The organism is Taklimakanibacter lacteus, from assembly GCA_003576695.1.
Classification (GTDB): Bacteria; Pseudomonadota; Alphaproteobacteria; order Rhizobiales; family Aestuariivirgaceae; genus Taklimakanibacter; species Taklimakanibacter lacteus.
The window spans coordinates 399,013-422,183 of the sequence record QOZQ01000002.1 but is presented as its reverse complement, the minus strand read 5'-3'; the positions used below and the strand labels follow the sequence as shown (position 1 = coordinate 422,183).

The 23,171-nt window shown below is 64.3% G+C and carries 16 protein-coding genes; 3 read left to right on the top strand and 13 right to left on the bottom strand.

Annotation, left to right across the window (positions count from 1 at the left end; all coding sequences use genetic code 11):
- The 11 genes from addA to DT068_RS05005 all read right to left on the bottom strand — a co-directional run bounded on the left by addA (position 1) and on the right by DT068_RS05005 (position 16,718).
- Positions 1 to 3,327, bottom strand: a complete 3,327-nt coding sequence (addA, locus tag DT068_RS05055) for a double-strand break repair helicase AddA (protein WP_162914007.1) — start codon at positions 3,325 to 3,327, stop codon at positions 1 to 3.
- Positions 3,324 to 6,329: a double-strand break repair protein AddB gene (addB, locus tag DT068_RS05050; protein ID WP_119388683.1), complete on the bottom strand. Its 3,006-nt coding sequence runs from the start codon at positions 6,327 to 6,329 to the stop codon at positions 3,324 to 3,326. The genes addA and addB overlap by 4 nt, the downstream gene beginning before the upstream one ends.
- 3 nt (positions 6,330 to 6,332) lie before the next feature.
- Positions 6,333 to 7,064, bottom strand: coding sequence for a nucleotidyltransferase family protein (locus DT068_RS05045; RefSeq protein ID WP_119388682.1), 732 nt, complete (start codon positions 7,062 to 7,064; stop codon positions 6,333 to 6,335).
- On the bottom strand, positions 7,061 to 8,557 hold the full coding sequence (gene tsaE / locus DT068_RS05040) for a tRNA (adenosine(37)-N6)-threonylcarbamoyltransferase complex ATPase subunit type 1 TsaE (RefSeq protein ID WP_162914006.1): 1,497 nt from the start codon (positions 8,555 to 8,557) through the stop codon (positions 7,061 to 7,063). Before tsaE ends, DT068_RS05045 begins: the two co-directional genes overlap by 4 nt.
- A 45-nt stretch (positions 8,558 to 8,602) precedes the next feature.
- The gene (locus tag DT068_RS05035) at positions 8,603 to 11,041 is read right to left on the bottom strand and encodes a PAS domain-containing sensor histidine kinase (RefSeq protein WP_162914005.1); all 2,439 of its coding nucleotides are present in this window, start codon (positions 11,039 to 11,041) and stop codon (positions 8,603 to 8,605) included.
- 254 nt (positions 11,042 to 11,295) lie between these two features.
- Positions 11,296 to 12,699, bottom strand: a complete 1,404-nt coding sequence (gene ahcY / locus DT068_RS05030) for an adenosylhomocysteinase (protein ID WP_119388679.1) — start codon at positions 12,697 to 12,699, stop codon at positions 11,296 to 11,298.
- 121 nt (positions 12,700 to 12,820) lie between these two features.
- Complete coding sequence (locus DT068_RS05025) at positions 12,821 to 13,096, bottom strand: HPr family phosphocarrier protein (RefSeq protein ID WP_119388678.1); 276 nt, start codon at positions 13,094 to 13,096, stop codon at positions 12,821 to 12,823.
- A complete protein-coding gene (locus tag DT068_RS05020) occupies positions 13,097 to 13,495 on the bottom strand; it encodes a PTS sugar transporter subunit IIA (protein ID WP_119388677.1) in 399 nt (132 codons plus the stop codon).
- A 173-nt stretch (positions 13,496 to 13,668) separates the two neighbouring features.
- Positions 13,669 to 14,199 carry an HPr kinase/phosphorylase gene (locus tag DT068_RS05015; protein WP_119388676.1) on the bottom strand — a complete coding sequence of 177 codons (531 nt, stop codon included), beginning with the start codon at positions 14,197 to 14,199 and terminating at the stop codon, positions 13,669 to 13,671.
- The gene (locus DT068_RS05010; protein ID WP_119388675.1) at positions 14,192 to 16,000 is read right to left on the bottom strand and encodes a sensor histidine kinase; all 1,809 of its coding nucleotides are present in this window, start codon (positions 15,998 to 16,000) and stop codon (positions 14,192 to 14,194) included. Before DT068_RS05010 ends, DT068_RS05015 begins: the two co-directional genes overlap by 8 nt.
- 19 nt (positions 16,001 to 16,019) lie before the next feature.
- On the bottom strand, positions 16,020 to 16,718 hold the full coding sequence (locus tag DT068_RS05005; RefSeq protein WP_119388674.1) for a response regulator transcription factor: 699 nt from the start codon (positions 16,716 to 16,718) through the stop codon (positions 16,020 to 16,022).
- A 114-nt stretch (positions 16,719 to 16,832) separates the two neighbouring features.
- On the opposite strand from DT068_RS05005, the gene DT068_RS05000 reads away from it, so the two are divergent.
- Positions 16,833 to 17,582, top strand: coding sequence for a HugZ family pyridoxamine 5'-phosphate oxidase (locus DT068_RS05000; protein WP_119388673.1), 750 nt, complete (start codon positions 16,833 to 16,835; stop codon positions 17,580 to 17,582).
- A gap of 105 nt (positions 17,583 to 17,687) precedes the next feature.
- Positions 17,688 to 19,289 (top strand): phosphoenolpyruvate carboxykinase, encoded by a 1,602-nt coding sequence (locus DT068_RS04995; protein WP_119388672.1) that lies wholly within the window; start codon positions 17,688 to 17,690, stop codon positions 19,287 to 19,289.
- A gap of 16 nt (positions 19,290 to 19,305) precedes the next feature.
- Here the strand turns inward: DT068_RS04995 and DT068_RS04990 are convergent, their stop codons facing one another.
- Positions 19,306 to 19,887 carry a MarR family winged helix-turn-helix transcriptional regulator gene (locus tag DT068_RS04990; protein WP_368904439.1) on the bottom strand — a complete coding sequence of 194 codons (582 nt, stop codon included), beginning with the start codon at positions 19,885 to 19,887 and terminating at the stop codon, positions 19,306 to 19,308.
- A 256-nt stretch (positions 19,888 to 20,143) separates the two neighbouring features.
- On the opposite strand from DT068_RS04990, the gene DT068_RS04985 reads away from it, so the two are divergent.
- Positions 20,144 to 22,294: a transglycosylase domain-containing protein gene (locus tag DT068_RS04985; RefSeq protein ID WP_119388671.1), complete on the top strand. Its 2,151-nt coding sequence runs from the start codon at positions 20,144 to 20,146 to the stop codon at positions 22,292 to 22,294.
- Between the two features lie 57 nt (positions 22,295 to 22,351).
- On the opposite strand, the gene DT068_RS04980 is transcribed toward DT068_RS04985, so the two are convergent.
- Positions 22,352 to 23,050, bottom strand: coding sequence for a M48 family metallopeptidase (locus DT068_RS04980; RefSeq protein ID WP_119388670.1), 699 nt, complete (start codon positions 23,048 to 23,050; stop codon positions 22,352 to 22,354).
- Positions 23,051 to 23,171: the final 121 nt, after the last annotated feature.

Below are 23,171 nucleotides of genomic sequence, written 5' to 3'. Positions count from 1 at the left end.
TCATGCCTTGTCCAGCAGCTCCGGGGGAAGAACCATCAGATGCGGGGTTTCGGTCCACAGAAGGGCCGCCGTCACCGCCTTGTGAGGGAACATCCGGACGAGGGCGGCGCGATAGGCGGCGAGCTGGGCACTATAGGCCACGGGCACGGCGCCAGGCTCGCGCGGGGGAGAGCGGTCGCTCTTGTAATCGAGGATCAGGACGTCCTCCTCCCTGACCACGATCCGGTCGACTTGGCCGGCCAGCAGGCCCCGGTCGCCCAGTTCAGCCATCAGAGCGGTTTCAGCCAGTCCCTGCCCCTCGAACCAGGGGGCAAAATCGGGATGCTCGATAATGGCGATCACCTGCTCCCAAAGCTTTCGCGCCTTGTCGCCGGTGATGCCGCGCCTTTCGAGAAGCTGGCGGGCGGCCTCGACCCGCCTGGCCGACGGCAGATCGGGCAGGAGCTGGAACAGCCGGTGCAAAGCCCGGCCCTGCTCCAGGGCGGCAGGCGAGGAGTGGGCCGCCTTCTTGCGCACCAGCCGCGACGGGTTGATCCAGTCGCCGCCCGTGACCTCGCGCGGGGGCTTTGCGGCGACCCAGGGCGGGACTGAAGGAGGCGCCTCGGCTCGCTGCTCCGGTTTCGCGGATGGCGGCAATTCGGCGGTCTGGAAGCCCTCATTGCGGATCACGCCATCGCCGCGGCGGTATTCCTCCAGGCTCGCCTCGATCAGTGCATACCAGCTCGAGGCCTTGGGCGCGTCGTCGCTGGTATAGCCGCAAATATAGAGCTCATCACGCGCCCGGGTCAGCGCCACATAGAGCTGGCGGCGATATTCATCCATGCGCTGGTCGCGCAGGAGATCGCGCTTGCGCGCCACTTCCGGCGCCTCGACACCGCCCCCGAAGCGCCACAGCGGCACGAGCTTGCCTTCGGGTGCGGGCAGCAGAAGCGGCTGCACTTCATTGCGGTCGTCCGGCGGCTGGCAGGTATCCGGCAGGAAGACGATGTTGGCCTCGAGCCCCTTGGCGCCATGCACCGTCATGATGCGCACTACATCGCCGCTCTGATCCATGTCGCGGCGGATTTCCGTATCGGCCGAGGTGAACCAGTGCAGGAAGCCCTGCAGGCTCGGCGTCTCGCGCTGCTCGTAATCGAGCGCCAGATTGAGGAAGGCATCGATGAGGTCGACCGCCTCCGGGCCGAGCCTCGACAATATGTTCTGCCGAACGCTCGGCATGTCCTCGCCCAGCACGCGGCTATAGAAACCGAAGGGCGACTCCTGGGCGGCGATCGTCATCCACCGGCGCAGCTTCGCGGCAATGGGCGTTAACGTGTCGCTCGCCTGAAGACGCTGCCACAAGCCGGCCCGGCCCCTCGCCTGCGCCAGCGCGAAAAGATCATCGTCATTGAAGGCACGCTTTTGCGGATGCGAGACGAGCGGCGATTTGAGCAGGCAGGCAAGCGCGTGATCATCCTCGGGCAGCACGATGAACTGGCCGAGCGCCAGAAGATCCTGGACGGCAATGTGATCATTGAGCGTCACGCGGTCGGCGCCCGCCACCGGCACGCTGTGGCGGTTGAGCTCGCGCAGCATGCTGGAGAAGAAATCATTGCGGCTCCTGACCAGGATCAGGATATCGCCCGGCTCCACCGGCCGGCCAAGCGAGGCGATCCAGCGTTTCGCAGCGAGCCAACCCGCAATGGTCTGGGCGATCTGCTGCGCCAGCTTGCGGGCGGGATGGTTGCGGTCGATGCGGTCGACCGGGACGAGCCAGGGATCGTAGTCGGGCTTGTCGTCCTTGAGCGTGACCGGCCACAATTCGATGAGCCCGGCCTGGCCCTTGCGCACCGCCTCGTGGACGATGTCGTCATGATCGCCGGCATTGACGCCGCGCCTGGCCTGCGCATTGGCGAAAACCTTGTCCACCGCATCGAGCACGGTCGCGGTCGAGCGATAGGAGATGCTGAGCGACACATTGGCAAGGCCCGCGGCCTCGCTGAGGCGGGTCGCGAAATAATGCCGCGTCTCCTCGAAGGCCAAAGGATCGGCGCCCTGGAAGGAGAAGATCGACTGCTTGCGATCGCCGACGACGAAGAGCGTGCGGGTGATGCCGCCGCGCGCACCTGTGCCGGCGAAAAACTCCTCGGCCAGCGCCTTGACGATCTGCCATTGCGCCGGGCTCGTATCCTGCGCCTCGTCGACCAATATGTGGTCGATGCCGCCATCGAGCTTGAACAGCACCCAGGCGGACGATACCTGCTCGACCAGAAGCCGCCTGGTGCGCAGGATGAGATCCTCGAAATCATACCGGCCATAGAGGCGCTTCAGCCGCTCATAATCGGCGATGATGCGGGCCGCCAGTGTGACGAGCGCCTCGGTCGCGTCCATCATCTCGACAGTGTGCGCCTTGCCGAGGAGTGCAAGGCAGCGCGCCATCTCTCCTTCCATGACCTCGGCGAGCCAGGGTTCGGCCGCCTGCGCCTTCTTGCTGACGACGGAAGAGAGCGCCCTAGGCTTGAGGTCCTTCTTGAGGAACAATTCCTTGAAGGTCTCACCATCGCCCGCCCTGATGCGCGCGAGCGCGCGGGCCGACTTCTGATCGGTGCTGCCGGGCAAGCGCGCGAGAGAAGCGATCATCCGGTCATAGAGCGCAACATCGATGGCGAGCAGCCGCCCGGTGATGCTGTCCGCGGTGTCCTTGGGTCCGAGCCCCAGCTCGGCGCGCAGATAATCGAGATCGACCGACAGATCGGAGCGCTTGATGAGGATGGTGCGCAGCAGCTCGTCGAAGGCCTCGGCCTGGGCGCGCGCCACGACGCGCTTCAGCGCCGGATCGTCCGCCCTTTCGGCATCGGCGATGATGCGCCGGCGCGCCTGGTCGAGAAGCTCGGCCGAGCTTCGCTCATCCATCACCTCGAAGCCCGGCACTACCCCCGCTTCCACCGGAAAGAGCTGCAACAGCCTTTCGCAGAAGGCATGGATGGTCTGGATCTTGAGGCCGCCCGGCGTCTCGAGCGCCAAAGTGAAGAGCTCGCGCGCGCGCTTCAGCGTGTCGGCGGTCACATCCTGGTGACCCATGGCGCGGATATGCTGGACGAGGTCGGCATCCTCGAGCACCACCCATTTGCCGAGCCGGCCATGCAGGCGGCTCGCCATTTCGGCGGCGGCCGCCTTGGTGAAGGTGATGCACAGGATCTTGTCGGGCGGCGTGCCCGAGAGCATCAGCCTGATGACACGATCGACCAGGACATGCGTCTTGCCGGATCCGGCATTGGCCGCCACCCAGACCGATTGATGCGGGTCGGAAGCAAGGCGCTGGTCATAGCTTGCCTGCGGCAGTTTCATCGGCCGTCCTCGGCAAGCGACCATTCGCGCCAGCGCGAGAGATGATCGAAGGGCGAGGTGTCCTGCTCCTTCTCCATCGCGGCGCGCGGCAAATAGCCATGAGTGACGTCGTCATAGGCCTTGATCAGCGCCTTGAACTTCTCCAGATGCTCGCGCGCCTTGTCCATCACCTCGATGTCGGTGACGGGCTGCATCAGGCCGGGCGGGGCGCCGCCCGAGAGCTTGATATAGAGAAGCTCATCCGTTTCTATGGGGTCGACATCCGCAAACCCGCCCAAAGCCAGAAGTGCGGCTTCAAGAGTCAGTTGCGGCGCGAGGCCGCTCTTGACCTGGGGGCTGGTCGGGATGCGTCCCGTCTTGTAGTCGATGAGCCGCGCCTTGCCGGATGCCAGTATGTCGATGCGGTCGGCCCGGCCGGTCAGGGTGAAGCCGTCGAAGGAATAAGCGGCGGCGACCTCGGCATGAATGTGAAGAAGGCCTTTGCGCAGCGCGCGTTCCTCTTCGATGAACCAAGGCACGATGCGCAGGAAGCGCGGCCACCAGAAGCCCGACACGTCGGCATCCGCCATATGCGGCGCAAAGACGCCCTGGCCGATGCGGCGCAGCTCGCCTTCGGCATCTTCCGGCAAAGCAAGCGGATAGGCTTGCGAGAAACGGTTGAGCGCGTCATGCACGAGATTGCCCCTCAGTCCCAGATCGGCGGCCGCACCGATGGGCGGCAAGGGCGACAGGCGCAGGACCTTCTCGGCATAGATGCGATAGGGATCACGCATCAGCTTCTCGACCTGCGTGATCGAGAGGGTCTTCGGGCGTGCGGCAGCCGGCGGCTTCGGCCTGGGCATCGCGACCCGGCGGTCGCCCTGCGCCGCATCGAAGGCCGCGGCCCATTGGCGCCATTGCGCGCCCTCATCATGGGAGGTCCTGGTCGCTTCGAGGATCATCCTGAGCCGCAATATCCAGCGCGAGGCGACCGCGGGCTGGTCCTTCACCCGCTTCGAAAAGGTGAGCATGAGCTCTGGCGCGCCAAATCCTTGCGCAAAATCATGGGCGGTGAGGCCAATGCTGCGCTCGGGCGGGGTGAGGCCCAGCGTTTCGCGCATCGGCCGGTTGATCCACGGGCCGGGATCGGGCTGCGCCGGCCAGCTTCCCTCCGTCAGGCCTCCCATGATGACGACATCGGGGCTGATGAGGCGCGCCTCGAGAAGACCCAATATGGCAAGGCGCGGATGGTGCAGCGCCAGGCGCACCGGCAGGCGGCGCAACCAGCCGGACAGAAACAGCAGTGACCGTTCGAGATCGCAGCGCGGCAGGAATCGTTCCGTCATCGCCATCGACTGGACGAGTTGATCGAGCGCTTCAGAAGCGGCGGGATCGGCATCCGCATCGACAATGCCGGCAAGACAGCCGATCAGGCGATCGACATGCCGGGTCAGCGTCTCGCCGCCCGGCTCCTCCCCGAGCGGCGACAAGACGGCGCTCACTCTTTCGCCATGGAGGCGCGCTGCGTCCCAATCCGCTTCAGCGAGACGCTTCAGCGCCAGATGGGCATGGACATTCGCCGCCGCTTCGGCGCGCGCCTTGAGCAACACCTCGGAGATCATCTGCGGCTCGAGCCGGTCGCGGCCATCGCGCAGCAGCGCCAGATCGAGGATGCCGGCGGCCTTGAGCGCCGCTTGCGGCTCCGCCCCGAAACAAGCGAGCGGGTGATGCAGGAGCTTGGCAAACTCATGGATGGCGAAGCCCGACAGGCGATAATCGATGAGGGAGGCGAGCAGCGATCCGAGCGGCCGGCGGATCAACGGCTCGCCGGCGGAATCATCGATCGCGACGTCCCAACGCTTGAGCGCGCTGATGACGCGGCGCGCCAGATCGCGATCGGGCGTCACCAGGGCCGCGGTCCTGCCGGGCGTCGCCAGCGTCTCGCGCAATTTGAGAGCGATGACCTGAGCTTCCTGGTGATGATCGCGCGTCTCGACCAGCGCCACCTTGTCCATGCCGCCGGCGATCTTCCGGCGCCCTGCCATGAGCGCCGCGCGCCAGCTGCCGGCCGCAGGCGTCGGCCGCATGATCTCGGACGCAAGCCAGGCGCGGGAAGGATTGCGGCGGCTGTCCTCGATCCCGGGCAGCAGGGCAACATCCTTGCGGTCCTGATGCCAGGAGTCGAGGAGGCGCTTCAGGCCGAATTGCGGATGCTGGGGCGAGACATGCTGCCAGCTTTCCGCGTCCATCACCTGGTCGAGGCCGGGCAGCACGACAGCGCCACGGGGAAGGGATGCGATCGCCTTCAGAAGCTCGGCCGCCGCCGGGATCGAGCCGGTGGAGCCCGCGGCGATGATCGGCCCCTGAGGCTCCGTCTCGAGAAGACGGCGGGCTTCCAGGCGCAAGAGGCGGCTGCGCCTTTCCATCGGTCCGAGGAGGCCGAGCTGGAAAAGCTCGACCGGGAGCTTCTCGCGGATGATGGCGAGGAAGCCCAGGATCGAATTGCGGTGTTCGGCCAGGTCGGCATCGAAGAGATCGGGCAGCCGCGCGAGATCGACTTCTTCGGTCTCGAATGTGTCGATCAGCTCGGCGAGGCTGCGGGCCAGCAGGATCGCCTGCGAGGGCGAGCCCGAAATCTCATAGGCCAGGCTCTCCTCCGGGTGTGCCTGCGTCCATTCATCGATCAGCCGGATCAGCAAGGCTTCGCGCTCGAGGCTCGAAATCGCCGACGGCAGGAGATCGTCTTCCGGCGTGCCCATGCCTGTCTCGGGCGCCAGCAGATCCTCCTCGACGTCGCCGATCGGCCGGATACGCGGCAGCAGCATCGCATCACGCCCGGCACTGGCCAGAAAGCTCCGCTGCAGGCTCCTGACGGCGCGGCGGGTGGGCAGGAGGATGGTCCAGCGCGGCAGCTCATCGAGCGCCGGCGGGGCCGTGCCTGGAAAACCTTGTGACAGAATCGCGCGCGTCAGAGCCGGCAGAAAGGCGACATCGGACGGGATATTGAACAGCCGGAGGCTCACGCCTCACCTCGAAAGCGCAAGTGCTTCCTGAAGCGCCCGCTCCGCCAAGGGGATCGCTTCGGGCGTGCCGACATGCAGCCACTGCCCCTCATGCTCGATCCCGAATAGACGTCCTTGCGCAATGGCCCTGTCCCACAGGAGGTTCATGGAGAATTTCGACGCGCGCTCTTGGGCGAGGAGCCTGGGATGGACGAGATAGGCGCCAATATAGGCGAAACCTTTCCCGCCACCCTTGAGTCTGCCAGTGATCCGGCCCTGCGCATCCTTGAGAAAGTCACCTGGGCCATCATAGCCGACAGTGCGCTCAGGTGGACAGAGCAAAAGCAGGCAATCCATGCGGGCTTCGTCCCAGGCGGCGAGGAGCCGCTGCAAAGCGGGGCGGCCCCTGTCGATCCAGATCGAATCGCTGTTGACGACGAAGAAGGGATCGCTGCCCAACAACGGCAAGGCCTTGACGAGGCCGCCACCGGTATCGAGCAATTCCGCACGCTCATCGGATATGACGATGCGGGGCGAGGCATGCCGCCTGGCCCAGGCTTCGACCTGATTCGCCAGATAATGGACATTGACCACGATGGTGGTGCAGCCCGCTTCGCTGAGGCGTTCAAAACCGTAATCGATGAGCGGCTTGCCCAAGACCGGCACGAGCGGCTTTGGCGTGACATTGGTCAGGGGCCGCATGCGCTGGCCGAGGCCGGCCGCGAGCACCATGGCGCATTTCCCCAGTCCCGTCATTGCGGCAGCGATTCCCGCAAGCTCTGCGGCAGATGACGGTCATACCACTGGCGCAGTTGCGCCAGCCTCGGATGATTGAGGTTGCGCTCGAGATAGCGCGACACGCGCGGCATGTGGCGCAAATAGCCGCGCTTGCCGTCGCGCTTGGCGAGGCGCGCGAAGATGCCAAGTATCTTCGAGGCGCGCTGGGCGCCGAAAAAAGCGAAGGCGGAGCGGAAGTCCACCTCGTCGAAGCCCTTGTCGTTCTTGCGCAGCGTGCAATAGAGATCGAGCAAACGATCGGCGAGCGCGAAGTCGACATCGACGCGGGCATCCTGGAGCAGCGATGCCATGTCGAAGGCCGGGTGGCCGAGGACACAGTCCTGCGTGTCGATGAGGCCGACGCGCTTGAAGCCCGCACGCTCGGGCAGCCACATCAGGTTGGGCGAATGATAGTCGCGCATGATCCAGACGGGCTCAGCGTGATCGGCAAGCGGGAAGAGATCCTGCCAGATGTCGAGGAACTCAGCTCTCTCCTTGTCGGAAGGCACCGAGGCCTTGGCGAAAGGCCAGAACCAGTCCAGCACCAGCTCGACCTCGATGGTCATCGCCTCGCGATCATAGACCGAGACATGGTGCCAGCCATTGCCGGGGATCTCGGCCCTGGACGGCCAGGACTGGCGCGCCATGTCGACCAGGAGGCGCACCGCCTCTTCCAACGGTTCCGACATGTCGTCGCCGCGCAGCATCTTCTTGCCATAGACGTCGGACCCCAGGTCCTCGATGACGGCGAGGCCGTCCTTGGCATGACTCGCCAGGATGCCGGGGGCGCTATAGCCGCGCTCGACCAGGCATTTGTTCACGGCGAGCACGGCATTGATGTTCTCGGCCAGATGCGCGATGGCGCTGTAGGGCTTGCCGTGCTTGACGATCGGTCCGTCCGGACGCTCCGCCATGTCCATGAGGACGGCGGTCTTCCCGCCCATCACCAGGCGCTCATAGCGGCGGAAAGAGGCGTCGCCCTCGAGGAACACGCGGGTCGCCTTGGCCCAATCGGTGCGGGCGAGGAAATCGGCAATGACCGAAAGCCGCTTCAAGGCGAGGGACCAGGAACCCTGGCCGCCGAGATCGGCCACCCGCCCCTTGCCATTGGCCACGAGCTTGATGTCGAGCCTGTCGGCGGGCAAGTCGCGGCCCAGCCGCTCCGGCCATTCGACAATGACCTGATGGGTGGCCAGGAGATCATCGAGCCCCAGCTCATCGAGCTCGGCCGGCGAGGTCAGGCGATAGAGATCGACATGGGCGACGGGCACGCGGGTCGTGTCATAGGTCTGAACCAGAGTGAAGGTGGGCGACGGCACCTCGATCTCGTCCCCCGCCAGCGCCTGAATGAAGCTGCGGGCCAGCGTCGTCTTGCCGGCCCCCAGGTCACCCTTCAGGCAAATGATGCTGCCGGCCTTCGCCATCAGCGCGAGCTCGGCGCCCAGGGCCTGGGTCGCCTCCGTGTCTTTCAACTGTCTTTGCAGGGACGTCATTCTGTGCGGGCTAATCCAGATCTATCACGCGGCAACCGAGCCGCGCCGGTGGTCCTGAAGCGAGCCGCGGTCCTGGGCATGGGGGCCACGCATCGGGAAGCGGCATATGACCGTCGTGCCCTTATTGACCTGGGAACGCAAGGAGACTCTGCCACCGTGCAATTCGACGAAGCTCTTGACGATGGCGAGGCCGAGACCGGGGCCCCGATGGCCGCCCGGCATGGGTTTCGACTGGAAGCGGTCGAAGACCCGCTTCTGGAACTCGGGGTCGATGCCGCGCCCGGTATCGGCCACCCAGAGCAGGATGTCGTCGCCGTCATGCGCCGCGCCCATGCGGATGACGCCGCCCTCGGCGGAGAAGCCGATGGCATTGGCGAGGAGATTGTGCAGGATCTGCTGGACCCGCTTGGGATCGCCGACAAAGCGCTGGGCGTCGTCGGCCACCTCGATGTTGAGGGTGAGGTCGCGCTTGGTCATCCACTGGCCGAGCCCCTCGCCCGCTTCCTGCATGATGGCGACGACATCGATCTCGGCGAGCTTCAGCTCCATGGCGCCGGCATCGATCGTGGTCAGATCGAGAATGGCGTCGATGATGACGAGGAGGTCCTGCGACGATTCCTGGATGTCGCCCAGATATTCCTGCTGCTTGGGCTTGAGCTCGCCGGCTATGCCCAGCGACAGGCTCTCGGCGAAGCCCAGTATGTTGGTGAGCGGCGTGCGCAACTCATAGGAGACATTCGACATGAAGCCCGTCTTCAGCCGGTCGGCGGCCTCCAGCGCCTCGGCGCGCTCGCGCAACGCATTCTCGATGCGCGATGAATCGGTGACGTCGACATAGGTGAGCAGCGTGTTGCCGTCGGGCAACGGCACGAAGGCATATTCGAGCGCCAGACCGTCGGGCCGGTTGAGCCGGCCCTTTTGCGGCTTGCGGCCGGTATCGAGGCTGGTCATGCCATATTTGAGCTCGTCCCAGACGATGTCGTCGGCGAACAGCTTGCGGCATTGATCGACGACGGTGTCGATATGCGGCTGGCTGTCGAGGAAGGCGGGATCGAGCGACCAGAAGCGGGCGAAAGCCGGGTTGTGCAGCTTGAGGCGCCCGTCGGTGCCGAACAGCGCCACCCCTTCATGCAGGTTGTCGAGGGTCTCGCGCTGCACGCCGATCAACTCGTTGTAGCGGCTCTCGAGCTGGATCTCCTTGGTCACATTCTCATAGAGATAGGTGGTGCCGCCGAAGGGATGCTGCTCGCAGATGACGCGCAGCGACCGCCCGTCGGGCAAATACCACCAGTTCTCGCGCGTCTCGAGCGTGGTATAGGCCTGCAATTGCTTGGCCTTCCAGTCGCGGTAATTGGCCTGCTCCGGCAGGCGGCGCAGCTCGCGCAGGCGATCGAGTATCTCGCCGTCGGTCGGCGCCAGCAGCAACCAGTCGGGATCGAGGCCCCACAACTCGGCATAGGCCGAATTGTGGAAGCGCAGCCGCTGATCGGGGCCGAAAATGGCGATGGCGGTGTCGAGCTTGTCGAGCGTGTTGGCGTGGCCCTGGATGTGGCGCTTCAGCTCCTTGCGCGCATCCTCGATCTCGCTGACATCGATGGCGAAACGGGCGGAGCCGTCGGTGAGCGGAATCTCATGCACGTCGAGCGCGCATTTGCGCCCGCCGATCACGGCATGAGCGCGGCCCTTGAGGCTTGCCGCCTTCTCGCCCTGCGGCGGCTCGATGCGGGCGTCATCGACGATCTCGATCCGGCCGGCGATGACGGCATCGACATCCCGGGCCTCGACCGCCTTGATATAGCGGTCATTGACCCAGATCGTCTCGCCGCCCGCATCCTTGAGCCAGATCGGGAAAGGCGCCGCATCGAGCACCGCGCTCAGGCGCTCGACCTGCTTGCCAAGACGACGCGCATCATAGGCGAATTCGGTGACCTGCCGGCGCTCGCCAGCGAGCGGGCGCAGGCGCAAGGTGGTGAAGCCGCCGGCGGTGCGCCCATCCGCCTCGAGCAGCTCATCGCCCAGGGTGCGGATGCCGATATTGAATGGGGTTCCCTGATCGCGCATATGGGCGACCGCCGAGCTGAGCGCGTCCGCCGATTCGGGATCGAGCCAGGTGGAAAAGTCGAGAAGCGTTTCCTGGTCGGCGGGAATCCTGACGACACCCTTCATGTCGCCGGTGACGCGATTGGGCTGCCCCTCCCGTCCATGCCAGATGACGAGGATGGTCGGCTCGGCGGTCAGTATCGCCTCGCTCTCATTGAGCGCCGTTTCCAGCTCGCGCGCATGGCGCTCGGCCGCCTGCTCCTGGCGGGTCAGATTGCGGATGACGAAATAGGCCCAGAAGAACACGACGCCGGCCGCGAACAGGGCCGAGAAGATCAGCGGGTCATCGGCGAATTTGCCCATGACGCTGCCGCTGAGAAATTCCTGCGCCCGGGCCGGCAAGGCCCAGGCGGCGATGAGCAAGGAGGATACGCCGAGCCTCTTCGTCCATGATCGGACGGCCCTGCATATAAAGGCACCCTCTCTGCGCATCGCGATCCTGAATATCCTTCCGGGGACAGCGCGTCCCGCGTTCAACCCCGCCTGTGACGCATGCCCACACACGCCGGATACCGAATCACCGGCCATCCGTCCGACAGAAGATATACAAGCAAAATCGGGGCACCGGAATCCTGAGCCGCTTTTTTAGCAGCACCGGATCCCGGCGAAGGTGCTCATCAGTAGCGATAATAGTCCGGCTTGTAGGGTCCCTGGCGGGTCACGCCGATATAAGCGGCCTGCTCGTCCTTGAGCTCGGTGAGCTTGACGCCGAGCTTGGCGAGATGGAGGCGCGCCACCTTCTCGTCGAGCGACTTGGGCAGGACATAGACCTCGTTCTTGTATTTGCCATTGCCGGCGTTGGCGAAGAGCTCGACCTGCGCCAGCGTCTGATTGGTGAAGGAGGCCGACATCACGAAGCTCGGATGGCCGGTGGCGTTGCCGAGATTGACGAGGCGCCCCTGCGACAGAAGGATGATACGGTTCCCTTTGGGGAAATGGACCATGTCGACCTGCGGCTTGATGTTCGTCCACTGGTAGTTCTTGAGATCGGAGACCTGAATCTCGTTGTCGAAATGGCCGATATTGCAGACGATCGCCATGTCCTTCATCTGGCGCATGTGATCGACGGTGATGACGTCCTTGTTGCCGGTGGCGGTGACGAAGATATCGGCGGTCGGCAGCGCATCCTCGATGGTGGCGACGGCGAAGCCATCCATGGCGGCCTGCAGCGCGCAGATCGGATCGATCTCGGTGACGATGACGCGGGCGCCGGCACCTTTCAGCGACTGGGCCGAGCCCTTGCCGACATCGCCATAGCCGCAGACGACGGCGACTTTGCCCGCCATCATGACGTCGGTGCCGCGGCGGATCGCGTCGACCAGCGATTCACGGCAGCCATATTTGTTGTCGAATTTCGACTTGGTGACGCTGTCATTGACATTGATCGCCGGGAAGGGAAGCTCGCCCTTCTTCTGCAGATCGTAGAGGCGATGCACACCCGTCGTCGTTTCTTCCGAGACACCCTTGATCGAGGCCCTGATCTTGGAGAACCAGCCGGGGCTCGAAGCGAGGCGCTTCTTGATCTCGGCGAAGAGGCATTCCTCTTCCTCGTTCTTGGGATTTGCGATGAGGGAGGGATCCTTCTCCGCCTTCGAGCCCAGAAGGATGAACAAGGTGGCGTCGCCGCCGTCATCGAGGATCATATTGGCGGGCTCGCCCGGCCAGTCGAAGATGCGGCCGGTGAATTCCCAATATTCCTTGAGGCTCTCGCCCTTGAAGGCGAAGACCGGCACGCCGGCCTTGGCGATGGCGGCGGCGGCATGGTCCTGGGTGGAGTAGATGTTGCAGGAGGCCCAGCGCACTTCGGCGCCAAGAGCGACCAGCGTCTCGATGAGGACCGCCGTCTGGATGGTCATGTGGAGGGACCCCGAGATGCGGGCGCCCTTCAGGGGCTTCTTGGGCCCCAGTTCGGCGCGGGTCGCCATGAGGCCCGGCATCTCGACCTCAGCCATCTCGATCTCTTTGCGGCCCCAGTCGGCCAGGCCGATATCGGCAACGTGAAAATCCTTGGAGCTCGCCATGACAAATCCCTGCTCTGTTTGAAATTGGATGGTCCTCCTACGCTGAAGCTTCGGAGGACGTGCGCCCTATAGCAGGCAAGCCGAGGCCTGTCCATAAGGATATAAAGATACCTTTATATCTTTACTCTTCGCCGAATTTGCCGGCGATCAGGGTCTCCAGGGCTTCCAGGGCGGCGAGCGCCTGGGGGCCCATGGCGGTCACCTGGATCGAGGAGCCTGGGGTGGCGGCCAGCATCATGAGACCCATGATGGAGGTTCCGGGAACCGTCTGACTGTCGCGGCTGACCTGGATATCGGCATCGAACTGCTCGGCGCATTTCACGAATTTGGCCGAGGCCCTCGCATGCAGACCGCGGCTGTTGATGATCATGAAATGACGCGTATGAGGTTCGGCCATCTATCCGCTCAAGATCTGACTCGCGATATTGATGTATTTGCGCCCGGCCTCCTGCGCCTTGACGACGGCCGTTTCGAGAGTGGAATCGGCCCGGATGCGGGCGAGCTTCACCAGCATCGGCAAATTGACGCCGGCCAGCACCTCGACGCGACCGTTCTCGAGGAGCGAGATCGCAAGATTGCAGGGCGTGCCGCCGAACATGTCGGTGAGCACGATGACGCCCTGCCCGGCATCTGCCGCCTGGATGGCCGCCATGATATCGGCACGGCGCTTCTCCAGCTCGTCATCGGGTCCGATCGACACCGTGACCAGGTGCTCCTGCGGACCTACGACATGCTCCAACGCAGACCGGAATTCCTCCGCCAGCCGCCCATGGGTGACCAGAACAAGTCCGATCATGAAATCAAATGCTCCACCGGAACAAACCTATGTCTCGTTCTTTCAGGGGCGCGAATGTGCCGGGAAGTGCTCGCATATGCAATATCAAGCCTAAGCGCGTGATCAGGAAAAGTGGGCACCGGTTTTCCGTCCGATCACGCGCTAAATTTTTGAATCCGATCACGTTTATCACCTCAGAACGAACCGTTCTGAGGTGATCGTGATCGGGCCGGCTTAATATGCCGCACTTCCTGGTGAAGCGGCGCGGTCAGGGCAGCGCGGATGCGGGCCGGCGCCGTCGCCTGGCCTGGATCGACATGGATCTGGTTGAGGCTCACGCCCGCGATCGAGGTGAACCTGTCCTTTTCCTCGGGCATGCGCTCGATCCCGGCTGCTGGCATGAGCCGGACGACCAGCGAGAGGCGCGCCTCGGCGACATGGCCGATCGCGACGACCCCCTGACCCCGGATTTCCATGAGGCCGGCAATCGGTATGGGGCTGGTGGCAAAGAGCGCATCACCGCGCCGCTCGATCAAAGTCTGGTCGTCGGCGACGAGCCTGCCGCGGATCAACTGATCGCCGGTGCCATAGCCCGGCTGGTCGATGAGGGCGAGCACCAGATCGGATTTGCCCGATCCCGAGGCGCCCAGGATCAGCACCCCCTCGTCGCCCAGCGCCACGCAGCTCGCATGCAGCGTGAGCTTGAGGGGAACGGGCTCAGCCATCGCGGCTCGCCTCCCAATCCGCCGGCAGCGCCGGAATGCGGACGATGAAGCGCGCACCCAGGATCGGACGCTCGCCGCCCGCCGGTGCCTTGCCATAGCGGTTCTCGGCCCAGATGCGGCCCTTATGGGCCTCGACGATCTGGCGCGAGATCGAGAGGCCCAGACCCGAATTCTTGCCGAAGGAGCCTTCCGGGCGGTCGGTATAGAAACGCTCGAAGATGCGTTCGAGGTTTTCGGGCGGAATGCCCGGCCCTTCGTCTTCCACCCGGAACTCGACATAGTCGGGCACGCGCCGCACCCTGACGCGGATCGCCGACTCGGCGGGCGTGAAGGAACGCGCATTGTCGATGAGATTGCGCACCACCTGGCCGAGCCGCGTATCATGCCCCAAAATGACGAAGGCCTTGTCGCGCTCGATGGACAAGGGCGGCGACTGCACATCGAGCGTGATGGCGGCCTGGTTGTCCTTGCGAGTCTCATTGGCGAAGGAGACCAGCGTGTCGAGCACCTCGGCGACATCGATGGGGTTGGCTTCCGAGCGCGCCAATTCCGCATCGAGCCTGGACGCCCCGGCAATATCGGTGATCAGGCGATCGAGACGGCGGACATCGTCCTTCACCACCTCGACGAGACGGTTCCTCTGATCGTCGGTCTTGGCGAAGGGCAGCGTCTCGACGGCGCTGCGCAGGGAGGTGAGCGGGTTCTTGAGCTCATGCGAGACGTCGGCGGCAAAGGCCTCGATCGTGTCGATGCGGTTGTAGAGCGCCGTCGTCATGTCGCGCAAAGCGCCCGAGAGATGGCCGATCTCGTCGCGCCTCTGCGTGAAATCCGGAATCTCGACGCGCTTGTGGACGCCGCGCCTGACCCGCTCGGCAGCCCCGGCCAGCCTGCGTATCGGTTCGGCAATGGTGCCGGCGAGGAACACCGAGAGCAGGATGGTGACGAGCGCGACGAAGCCGAAAGTGAACAGCACGATCTTGCGCTCGGCCAGGAGCACATTGTCGATCTCGCCACCCGAGGTCGAGAGCACCAGCACGCCCAGCACGGCGCGGAAACGCTGGATGGGCACCGCGACCGAGACGATGATCTCGTTCTGGTCGTTGACGCGCACGATCGAAACCGAGGCGCCGTTCAGCGCGGCGAGCACTTCCGGAAACTCCTTGCCGTTGTCGACGCCATAGTCCTTCTGATGCGGATAATCATTGGTGAACAGCCAGTCATTGACCTGCTTCCACCAGCGCATCCAGAAACTGTCCGGCTTCAAGTCGAAAGGCGGCAATTCGCGCTGGGTGATCTCGCCCCTGCCATAGAGATAACGGCTGTCGACCACCAGATTGCCGTCGGGATCGATGATGCGGGCGCGGATCGAGGTCGAGGCGAGAAGACGGCGCAGGATCGGGCCGGCATTCTCGGGATTGATCGGGAAATCGAGATCGCGCAGCTGCTCGGCATCGGCGGTGGTGTCGTCCTGCGAATTGATCAGCGCGTCGGGATCGATGACGATCGAGCCGGTATCGACCGTGGCCGAACCCGCCACCGCGGCGGCGATGATATTGGCCTGTGGCATCAGGCTCTGCACGCGCGCGTCGATCAGGCCTTGGCGGAACTGATTGAAATAGAGGATGCCGAGGACGAGGACGATCAGACCTGCGATATTGAGCAGGACGATGCGGCTGGTCAGGCTCGCCGGCGCCAGGCGATGAACCCACCAGGCAAGACTGCGCTCGCGCTCGACGACCGTATCCGATGCGGTTGCGTCCTCGATCTCGACCCGGTCGGGTGTTTCGACGCCCGTCACCATATCGTACCCAGCCTAAAGGTCACGCCTCCTTGAATCGATAGCCGACGCCATAGAGCGTCTCGATGCCATCGAAATCATCGTCGACGAGTTTGAACTTCTTGCGCAGCCGCTTGATGTGGCTGTCGATGGTGCGGTCATCGACATAGACCTGATCGTCGTAAGCGGCATCCATCAGGGCATCGCGGCTCTTGACGATGCCGGGGCGCTGGGCGAGCGACTGCAGGATGAGGAACTCGGTGACCGTCAGGGTGACCGGCTTCGCATCCCAGGTGCAGGAATGGCGGTCCGGATCCATCGACAGCTTGCCGCGATCGATCGTCTTGGCAGCTTCCTGCGCCGGCGCCGAGCCGTCGCGCGGCGTGGCACGGCGCAGCACCGCCTTGACGCGCTCGACCAGAAGACGCTGCGAGAAAGGCTTCTTGATGAAGTCGTCGGCGCCCATCTTGAGACCGAAGAGCTCGTCGATCTCGTCGTCCTTGGAGGTGAGGAAGATGATCGGCAGATCGGATTTCTGGCGGATGCGGCGCAGCAGCTCCATGCCGTCCATGCGCGGCATCTTGATATCGAAGATGGCCATATCGGGCGGCTGGTCCTGCAGGCCCTGCAAAGCGGCGGCCCCATCCGAATATTTCTGGACCTGGTAGCCCTCGGCCTCCAGAGTGATTCCGACGGAAGTCAGAATGTTGCGGTCGTCATCGACAAGAGCGATCGTCGGCATGTGGCCCTATTCGTCCTGGTTAACAATACTGGGGCTCTAGCCGTGGAACTGGCGCAAAATGTGGCATGCCGGTTCCTAGCCCCGAGCTTCTCTCTTTAGGGAAATAGCCTCTCCATGACAACTCCTCGCAGCCGGAGCTTCACCGGCATCGAAGCCCGCATGCTCCTGCGCCGGGCCAGAACCGCCGCCCTCGGCACCCTCAATCCCGACCCTCGGGGACCCTATGTGTCGCTCGCCAATATCGCCACCGACGCCCGGGGCTGGCCCGTCATCTTCATCTCGAAACTCGCCTGGCACACGCGCAACATACTGGCCCATGCAGAAGGCAGCCTGATGGTGAGCGAGATCCCCCAAGAAGGCGATGCCCTGACGGGCCCGCGCATCACCATCATGGGGCGTTTCGAGACATTGGCGGCGGCCGACATCGCGGAGCGCTATGCCCATCATCATCCCGCGGCGCGCGGTTATCTCGATTTCCCGGATTTCTCCTTCTGGCGCCTGGTCCCGCAGAAAATCCACGCCGTGGCGGGTTTCGGGCGGATCGAAACCATGGAGCCCGATGAGGTGTTCCTGCCAGAAAGCGCAGCGGCGTCGGTCACCGGAAGGGCCGCCGGCGCCATCGCCCATATGAACGCAGACCATGCCGACGCGGTCGAGCTCTGTGCCGAGCGCCTCCTCGGGGCCGGGCCTGGAAAGTGGCAGATCACCGCCATCGATCCCGATGGGGCGCATCTCGAGCTCGACGGCAAGGCGCTCCGGCTCGCTTTCGACCGGCCGGTCGAGAGCGCCGACGAGCTGCGCCAGGCCTTTGTCGCCTTGGCCCGGAAAGCCCGCGAAATTGATGTAAAGAAATCAAAAAAATGACGCTCGATACCGCTTGAATCTGATTTGAAACCATCTTTCTGGCTTGTTTGTTGCTATCCCACCTCCTACCCTGCCAGCTTCTGGCACAATCAGTGGAGGTTTCGGGTGCACCAGACAGGCCGTTTCAACGCGAGAATCCCCCTGATCGTGAAAGAGCCGCGCTCGGTCGCCTATAATTCAGGCCCGGCCCAGCTCTATGAGGATGCTCTCAGGCGCGGAGAAGGTCGCGTCTCGGAAGGTGGTGCGCTCGTGGTCTCGACCGGCAGCCATACCGGCCGCTCGCCCAATGACAAATTCATCCTGCGCGACCAGGCGACCGAGCAGACCATCTGGTGGGACAACAACAAGGCAATCGCGCCTGAGCATTTCGCCGTGCTCAAGCAGGATCTCCTGGCCGCGGCCAGGGACAAGCATCTCTATGTGCAGGACCTCCATGCCGGCGCCGATCCGGCGCATCGGCTTTCGGTACGCGTCATCTGCGAATATGCCTGGCATGCCTTGTTCATCCGCCATCTCCTGATCAGGCCGGGCGCGGAAGAGCTCGCGGGCTTCGTGCCGCAGCTCACCATCATCGACCTGCCGAGCTTCAAGGCGGATCCCAAACGTCATGGCGTGCGTTCCGAGACGGTCATCGCCTGCGATCTCAGCCACGGTCTCGTCCTCATCGGCGGCACCCAGTATGCAGGCGAGATGAAGAAATCCGTCTTCACCGCGCTCAACTACATGCTGCCCGACAAGAACGTCATGCCGATGCATTGCTCGGCCAATGTCGATGCCGAGGGCCGCAGTGCCGTGTATTTCGGCCTGTCCGGCACCGGCAAGACGACCTTGTCGGCCGTTCCCTCGCGCACACTCATCGGTGATGACGAGCATGGCTGGTCGAGTGACGGCATCTTCAATTTCGAAGGCGGCTGCTATGCCAAGGTGATCAGGCTGTCCAGGAAGGCCGAGCCTTATATCCATGCCACGACGGAGCGCTGGGGCACGATCCTCGAGAATGTCGTGATGGATCCCGAGAGCCGCAAGCTCGATCTCGACGACGGCTCGCTCACCGAGAATACGCGCGCCGCCTATCCGCTCAACTACATTCCCAATGCCAGCGCCACCGGTCGGGCGGCAATCCCGAAGACCATCGTGATGCTGACGGCGGACGCCTTCGGCGTCATGCCGCCGGTCGCGCGCCTGACCCCGGCGCAGGCGGTCTACCACTTCCTCTCGGGCTATACGGCGAAGGTCGCCGGCACCGAGCGCGGCGTGACCGAGCCGCAAGCCACCTTCTCCGCCTGCTTCGGAGCGCCCTTCATTCCGCGCCATCCGAGCGTCTATGGCGTGCTTTTGCGCGATCTCATCGCGCAGCACTCAAGCGCATGCTGGCTGGTCAATACCGGCTGGACCGGCGGCCCGCATGGCACCGGCCATCGCATGCCCATCGACGTCACCCGCGCGCTTCTCGATGCGGCGCTGTCGGGCGCGCTCGACCGGCAGCCGATGCGCAAGGATGAAAATTTCGGCTTCGACGTGCCGCTCGCGGTGCCTGGCATCGATGCCAGGCTGCTCACGCCGCGCGACACCTGGGACGACGCCAAAGCCTATGACGCGCAGGCGCAAAAGCTGGTGCAGATGTTCATCCAGAACTTCGCCAGATTCGAGACCTTCGTCGGCGATGAGGTGCGCGCCTGCGCCCCGGCAATGAGCGCGGCGGCGTAGCGACGCGCAATCTCTCTCAAGCTCTGGGCTCATGGGCGATGCAGATCTGCGTCGTCTCATGCGCCGACAGTGGCGCATCGAAGAGCATGCACAGATGCGGACCTGAGGCATCCTCGCTCCTGCCTTCGGCGCGCCAGAAGCGGCAGGTGAGGCATGCGCTGAAGGACGGGTCGTTGCGGCGGGCGATCTCCTGGGCGAGAAGCTCGGCCAGGCCCTTGTCCATGCGGCGGCGCGTCTTGCCGCCAAGCGCGTCGCAGCTCGCCGCGAGCGCGTTCCATGGATCCCTGGCCATCACGTCGCGCCCGGCCTGCGTCAGGGTCAGCACGATGGAGCGTTTCTCGCCCGGCCGCTCCGTCTTCTCGATGAACTTCTTGCGCTCGAGCGCCTTCACCGTCTGCGAGATGGTGCCCTTGGTGGCGCCGAGATAGCGGGTGAGGGCACCGGGTGAATTGGAGAAGCGGTTGGCGCGCGCCAGAAAGCGCAAGGCTTCCCACTGCGCCGGATTGATCCCCTCGCCGAATTCCGCCCCGCGCATCAGCCGCGACAGACGTTCCAGCGCATGAACGATCGCCCTGCTATCCGCCTCGGTCTTCGTCATGACCTTGCCCCGATCCCGCTCGCCCGACGTAACTCTGACATGCGCGCCGAAACCCGGCAACACGCCCCATAGGTTAAGCAAAATCAGGCCATTATGACGACATGATTAAACGTCAAAGCTATCGGCAGTTTGGAGCGGCACCTGTGTCCAGACGGCTTGAGCTGACGCAGATCCGGTTCGGGAGGCGTGTGTTTAGACAGGGTTAATTCCCCTGGCTGATCCTGTCGCCCGGACCATTTAAGGCAACGATTCGACTATGGGACTTTCCGGCAGGGGTCAAAGCCAACGCGGCCGACGGCAGGAGCGCCGTGAACCCTCGCTTTTCGGCGGCCGCAGCAATGGCGGCCACCGGAGCGTCCCGCCCGGACGCCCGCCACGCCGCCGGCGCCGTTCCGGCTTCCGTTTCGTAACACTTTTCCTCACGCTCTGTTTCTGGGGCATCTTCGCCGGCGGCCTCGGCTTCGGCTATCTGTGGCTGACACTCGACCAGAAGGGCCTGTTCCAGGTGCCGGCGCGCGAGCCCGGCATCATGGTGCTCGCCGCCGACGGAACCGTGCTCGCCGAACGCGGCGCCTTCTTCGGCGATGATGTGCGCATCGCCGACCTGCCAGCCTATGTGCCGCAAGCGATCATCGCCATCGAGGACCGCCGCTTCCGCTCGCATTTCGGCGTCGATCCCTTCGGGCTCATCCGCGCCATGGTGGAAAATCTGCGCGCCGGTCGCGTGGTGCAGGGCGGCTCGACGCTGACCCAGCAGCTCGCCAAGAACCTCTTCCTGAAGCCCGACCGGACAATGGGCCGCAAGGCGCAGGAGGCGGTGCTTGCCATATGGCTCGAGACGAAATTCACCAAGGACGAGATTCTGCAGCTCTATATGAACCGCGTCTATTTCGGCGCCGGCGCAACCGGCATCGAGAAGGCGGCGCAGAAATATTTCGGGAAATCGGCGCGCGACGTGACCCTGGCGGAGGCCGCCATTCTCGCCGCCGTGCTGAAGGCGCCCACCACCTACAACCCGATCAACAATCCCGATGCCGCCAACAAGCGGGCGCGCGAGGTGCTCAACGACATGGTCGATGCCGGCTTCATCGACACGGGCGAAGCGCAGCAGGCGCTGATCGCGCCGTCGACGGTCAGGGCTTCCGACTATGTGCCGTCGACGCAATATATCGTCGACTATGTCGGCGAGGTGCTGCCGCAGCTCATCCGCAATTACGATCAGTCGATCGTCGTCGAGACCACGATCAACCCCGAGATCCAGCAACTGGCCGAGCGCTCGCTGCGCAAGCGGCTCAACCAGGACGGCCCCAAATTCAATGTCTCGCAGGCCTCCTTCGTCATGCTGGACCCCGCCGGCGCCGTCATCTCGATGGTGGGCGGCAAGTCCTATGTGAAGAGCCAGTTCAACCGCGCGACCAAGGCAAAGCGCCAACCGGGCTCGGCTTTCAAGCCCTTCGTCTATCTGGCCGCGGTCGAGCAGGGCTATGGTCCCAATTCCGTCGAGGTCGACGAGCCGGTGCGCTTCGGCAACTGGGAGCCCGAAAACTACGGGCACAAGTATGCGGGGCCGGTCACCCTGACCAAGGCGCTGGCGCTGTCGCTCAACACGATCGCCGCCAAGCTTACCTTCAACGTATCGCCGGCCGCCGTCATCGCGACCGCGCATCGCATGGGCATCGCCTCCGATCTCGCCGACAACGCCTCGATCGCGCTCGGCACATCGGAAGTGACGCTGCTCGAGCTGGTCTCGGCATTCACGCCCTTCGCCAATGGCGGCGCTCCGGTGCAGCCCTTCATCGTCTCGCGCATCACGACGCGCGACGGCGCCGTCCTCTATGAGCGCGGCGGCGACGGGCTGGGCCAGGTCGTGTCGAACTACGACATCGGCGCCATGAACCACATGATGCGCGCGGTGGTGACGGAAGGAACCGGCCGCAGCGCCCAGTTCGGCGGCTATGATATCGGCGGCAAGACCGGCACCAGCCAGGATTATCGCGACGCCTGGTTCATCGGCTATACGGCGCACTACATCGCCGGCGTCTGGGCCGGCAATGACGACAATTCGCCGACCAAGAAGATGACCGGCGGATCGATCCCCGCGGCGATCTGGAAGGATGTCATGGAGCCGGCGCATGCCGGGCTCTCCAACCTGCCTCTGCCCGGCGACGACAATCCCTATGATGACGGCTCGGGTGCGGCGGTCGCGTCCTATTCGGAAGACTATTCCGACGATGCCTATGGCGAGGAATATCTGCCGCGCGAGCGCAGGCGCCGCGGCTTCTTCGAAAGTCTGTTCGGCTCGTCCTCCGACGACGAGGACGACCAGGACTATGTGCCGCGGCGGCGCAAGAGCGGCGGCGACGGGTCGTCGGCCAGCCGCCTCAGGGAACGCGGCAACAGCAAATAATCAAGAGTCTCTGTCTGGCGCGTGATCGGACGAAAAACCGGCGTCCACTTTTTCTGATCACGCGCTGGCGTAGCTGTGCAGCTCGGCCCCATGCTGCTTGAGCCAGGCCTTGGCGCGCGACGCATTGGGGCAATGGGCCAGCACCAAGCGCCAGAAGCCGCGGCCGTGATTCATGTGCCTGAGATGCGCCACCTCATGGGCGGCGACATAGTCGAGCACGAAGGGCGGCGCCAGGATGAGCCGCCAGGAATAGGACAAGGTGCCGTCGGACGAGCATGAGCCCCAGCGGCTCTTCTGGTCGCGCACCGAAAGCCGGATGAACTTCACCTCCATCGCCTGCGCATAGAATTCGCTCGCCTGCACGAGATCGTGCCTGGCTTGCGCCTTCAGCCAGTCGACGAGGCGGCGCTGCAGATGCACAGGATCGCCCGTGACGATGATGGAGCCGTTGGCAATCGTGATGGCGCCGCGGCGTGTTCCCGCCGACATGATCCCGAGCGACTCGCCGCGGATGAGGATTTGGCCGCCGGCGACAATGGGCTTCATCACCGGCTCGCGCGACAGGCGCTCGGCGATCCATTTCGCCGATTTCTTCACGAAATCGAGCGCCTCGGCGCGGCCGATCCGCGGCGGCAATGTCACGACGACACCGGCACGGTCGCGCGACAGGCGCAGGATAAGGCGCCGTGCTTTCGCGTTGCGCCGGAAGGTGACGGATATCGGCCGGCCCGCGACTGCAAGTTCGGCAGGCTCCATGATTCTCGGAGGGTTGACGAGCTTGAGCCTTTTTAGCGCGTGATCAAGAAAAGTGGGCACCGGTTTTCTGTCCGATCACGCGCCAAAATTAAGATTCCGATCACGTTTATCACTTCAGGCC

Coding starts and splice junctions, on each gene's coding strand:
- DT068_RS05000 (WP_119388673.1), top strand. CDS start 16,833: ATGACAACTCCTCGCAGCCGGAGCTTCACCGGCATCGAAGCCCGCATG.
- DT068_RS05025 (WP_119388678.1), bottom strand. CDS start 13,096: ATGGCCGAACCTCATACGCGTCATTTCATGATCATCAACAGCCGCGGT.
- DT068_RS05010 (WP_119388675.1), bottom strand. CDS start 16,000: ATGGTGACGGGCGTCGAAACACCCGACCGGGTCGAGATCGAGGACGCA.
- DT068_RS05005 (WP_119388674.1), bottom strand. CDS start 16,718: ATGCCGACGATCGCTCTTGTCGATGACGACCGCAACATTCTGACTTCC.
- DT068_RS05045 (WP_119388682.1), bottom strand. CDS start 7,064: ATGACGGGACTGGGGAAATGCGCCATGGTGCTCGCGGCCGGCCTCGGC.
- DT068_RS04990 (WP_368904439.1), bottom strand. CDS start 19,887: ATGACGAAGACCGAGGCGGATAGCAGGGCGATCGTTCATGCGCTGGAA.
- DT068_RS05015 (WP_119388676.1), bottom strand. CDS start 14,199: ATGGCTGAGCCCGTTCCCCTCAAGCTCACGCTGCATGCGAGCTGCGTG.
- ahcY (WP_119388679.1), bottom strand. CDS start 12,699: ATGGCGAGCTCCAAGGATTTTCACGTTGCCGATATCGGCCTGGCCGAC.
- DT068_RS05020 (WP_119388677.1), bottom strand. CDS start 13,495: ATGATCGGACTTGTTCTGGTCACCCATGGGCGGCTGGCGGAGGAATTC.
- DT068_RS04980 (WP_119388670.1), bottom strand. CDS start 23,050: ATGGAGCCTGCCGAACTTGCAGTCGCGGGCCGGCCGATATCCGTCACC.
- DT068_RS04985 (WP_119388671.1), top strand. CDS start 20,144: ATGGGACTTTCCGGCAGGGGTCAAAGCCAACGCGGCCGACGGCAGGAG.
- addA (WP_162914007.1), bottom strand. CDS start 3,327: ATGAAACTGCCGCAGGCAAGCTATGACCAGCGCCTTGCTTCCGACCCG.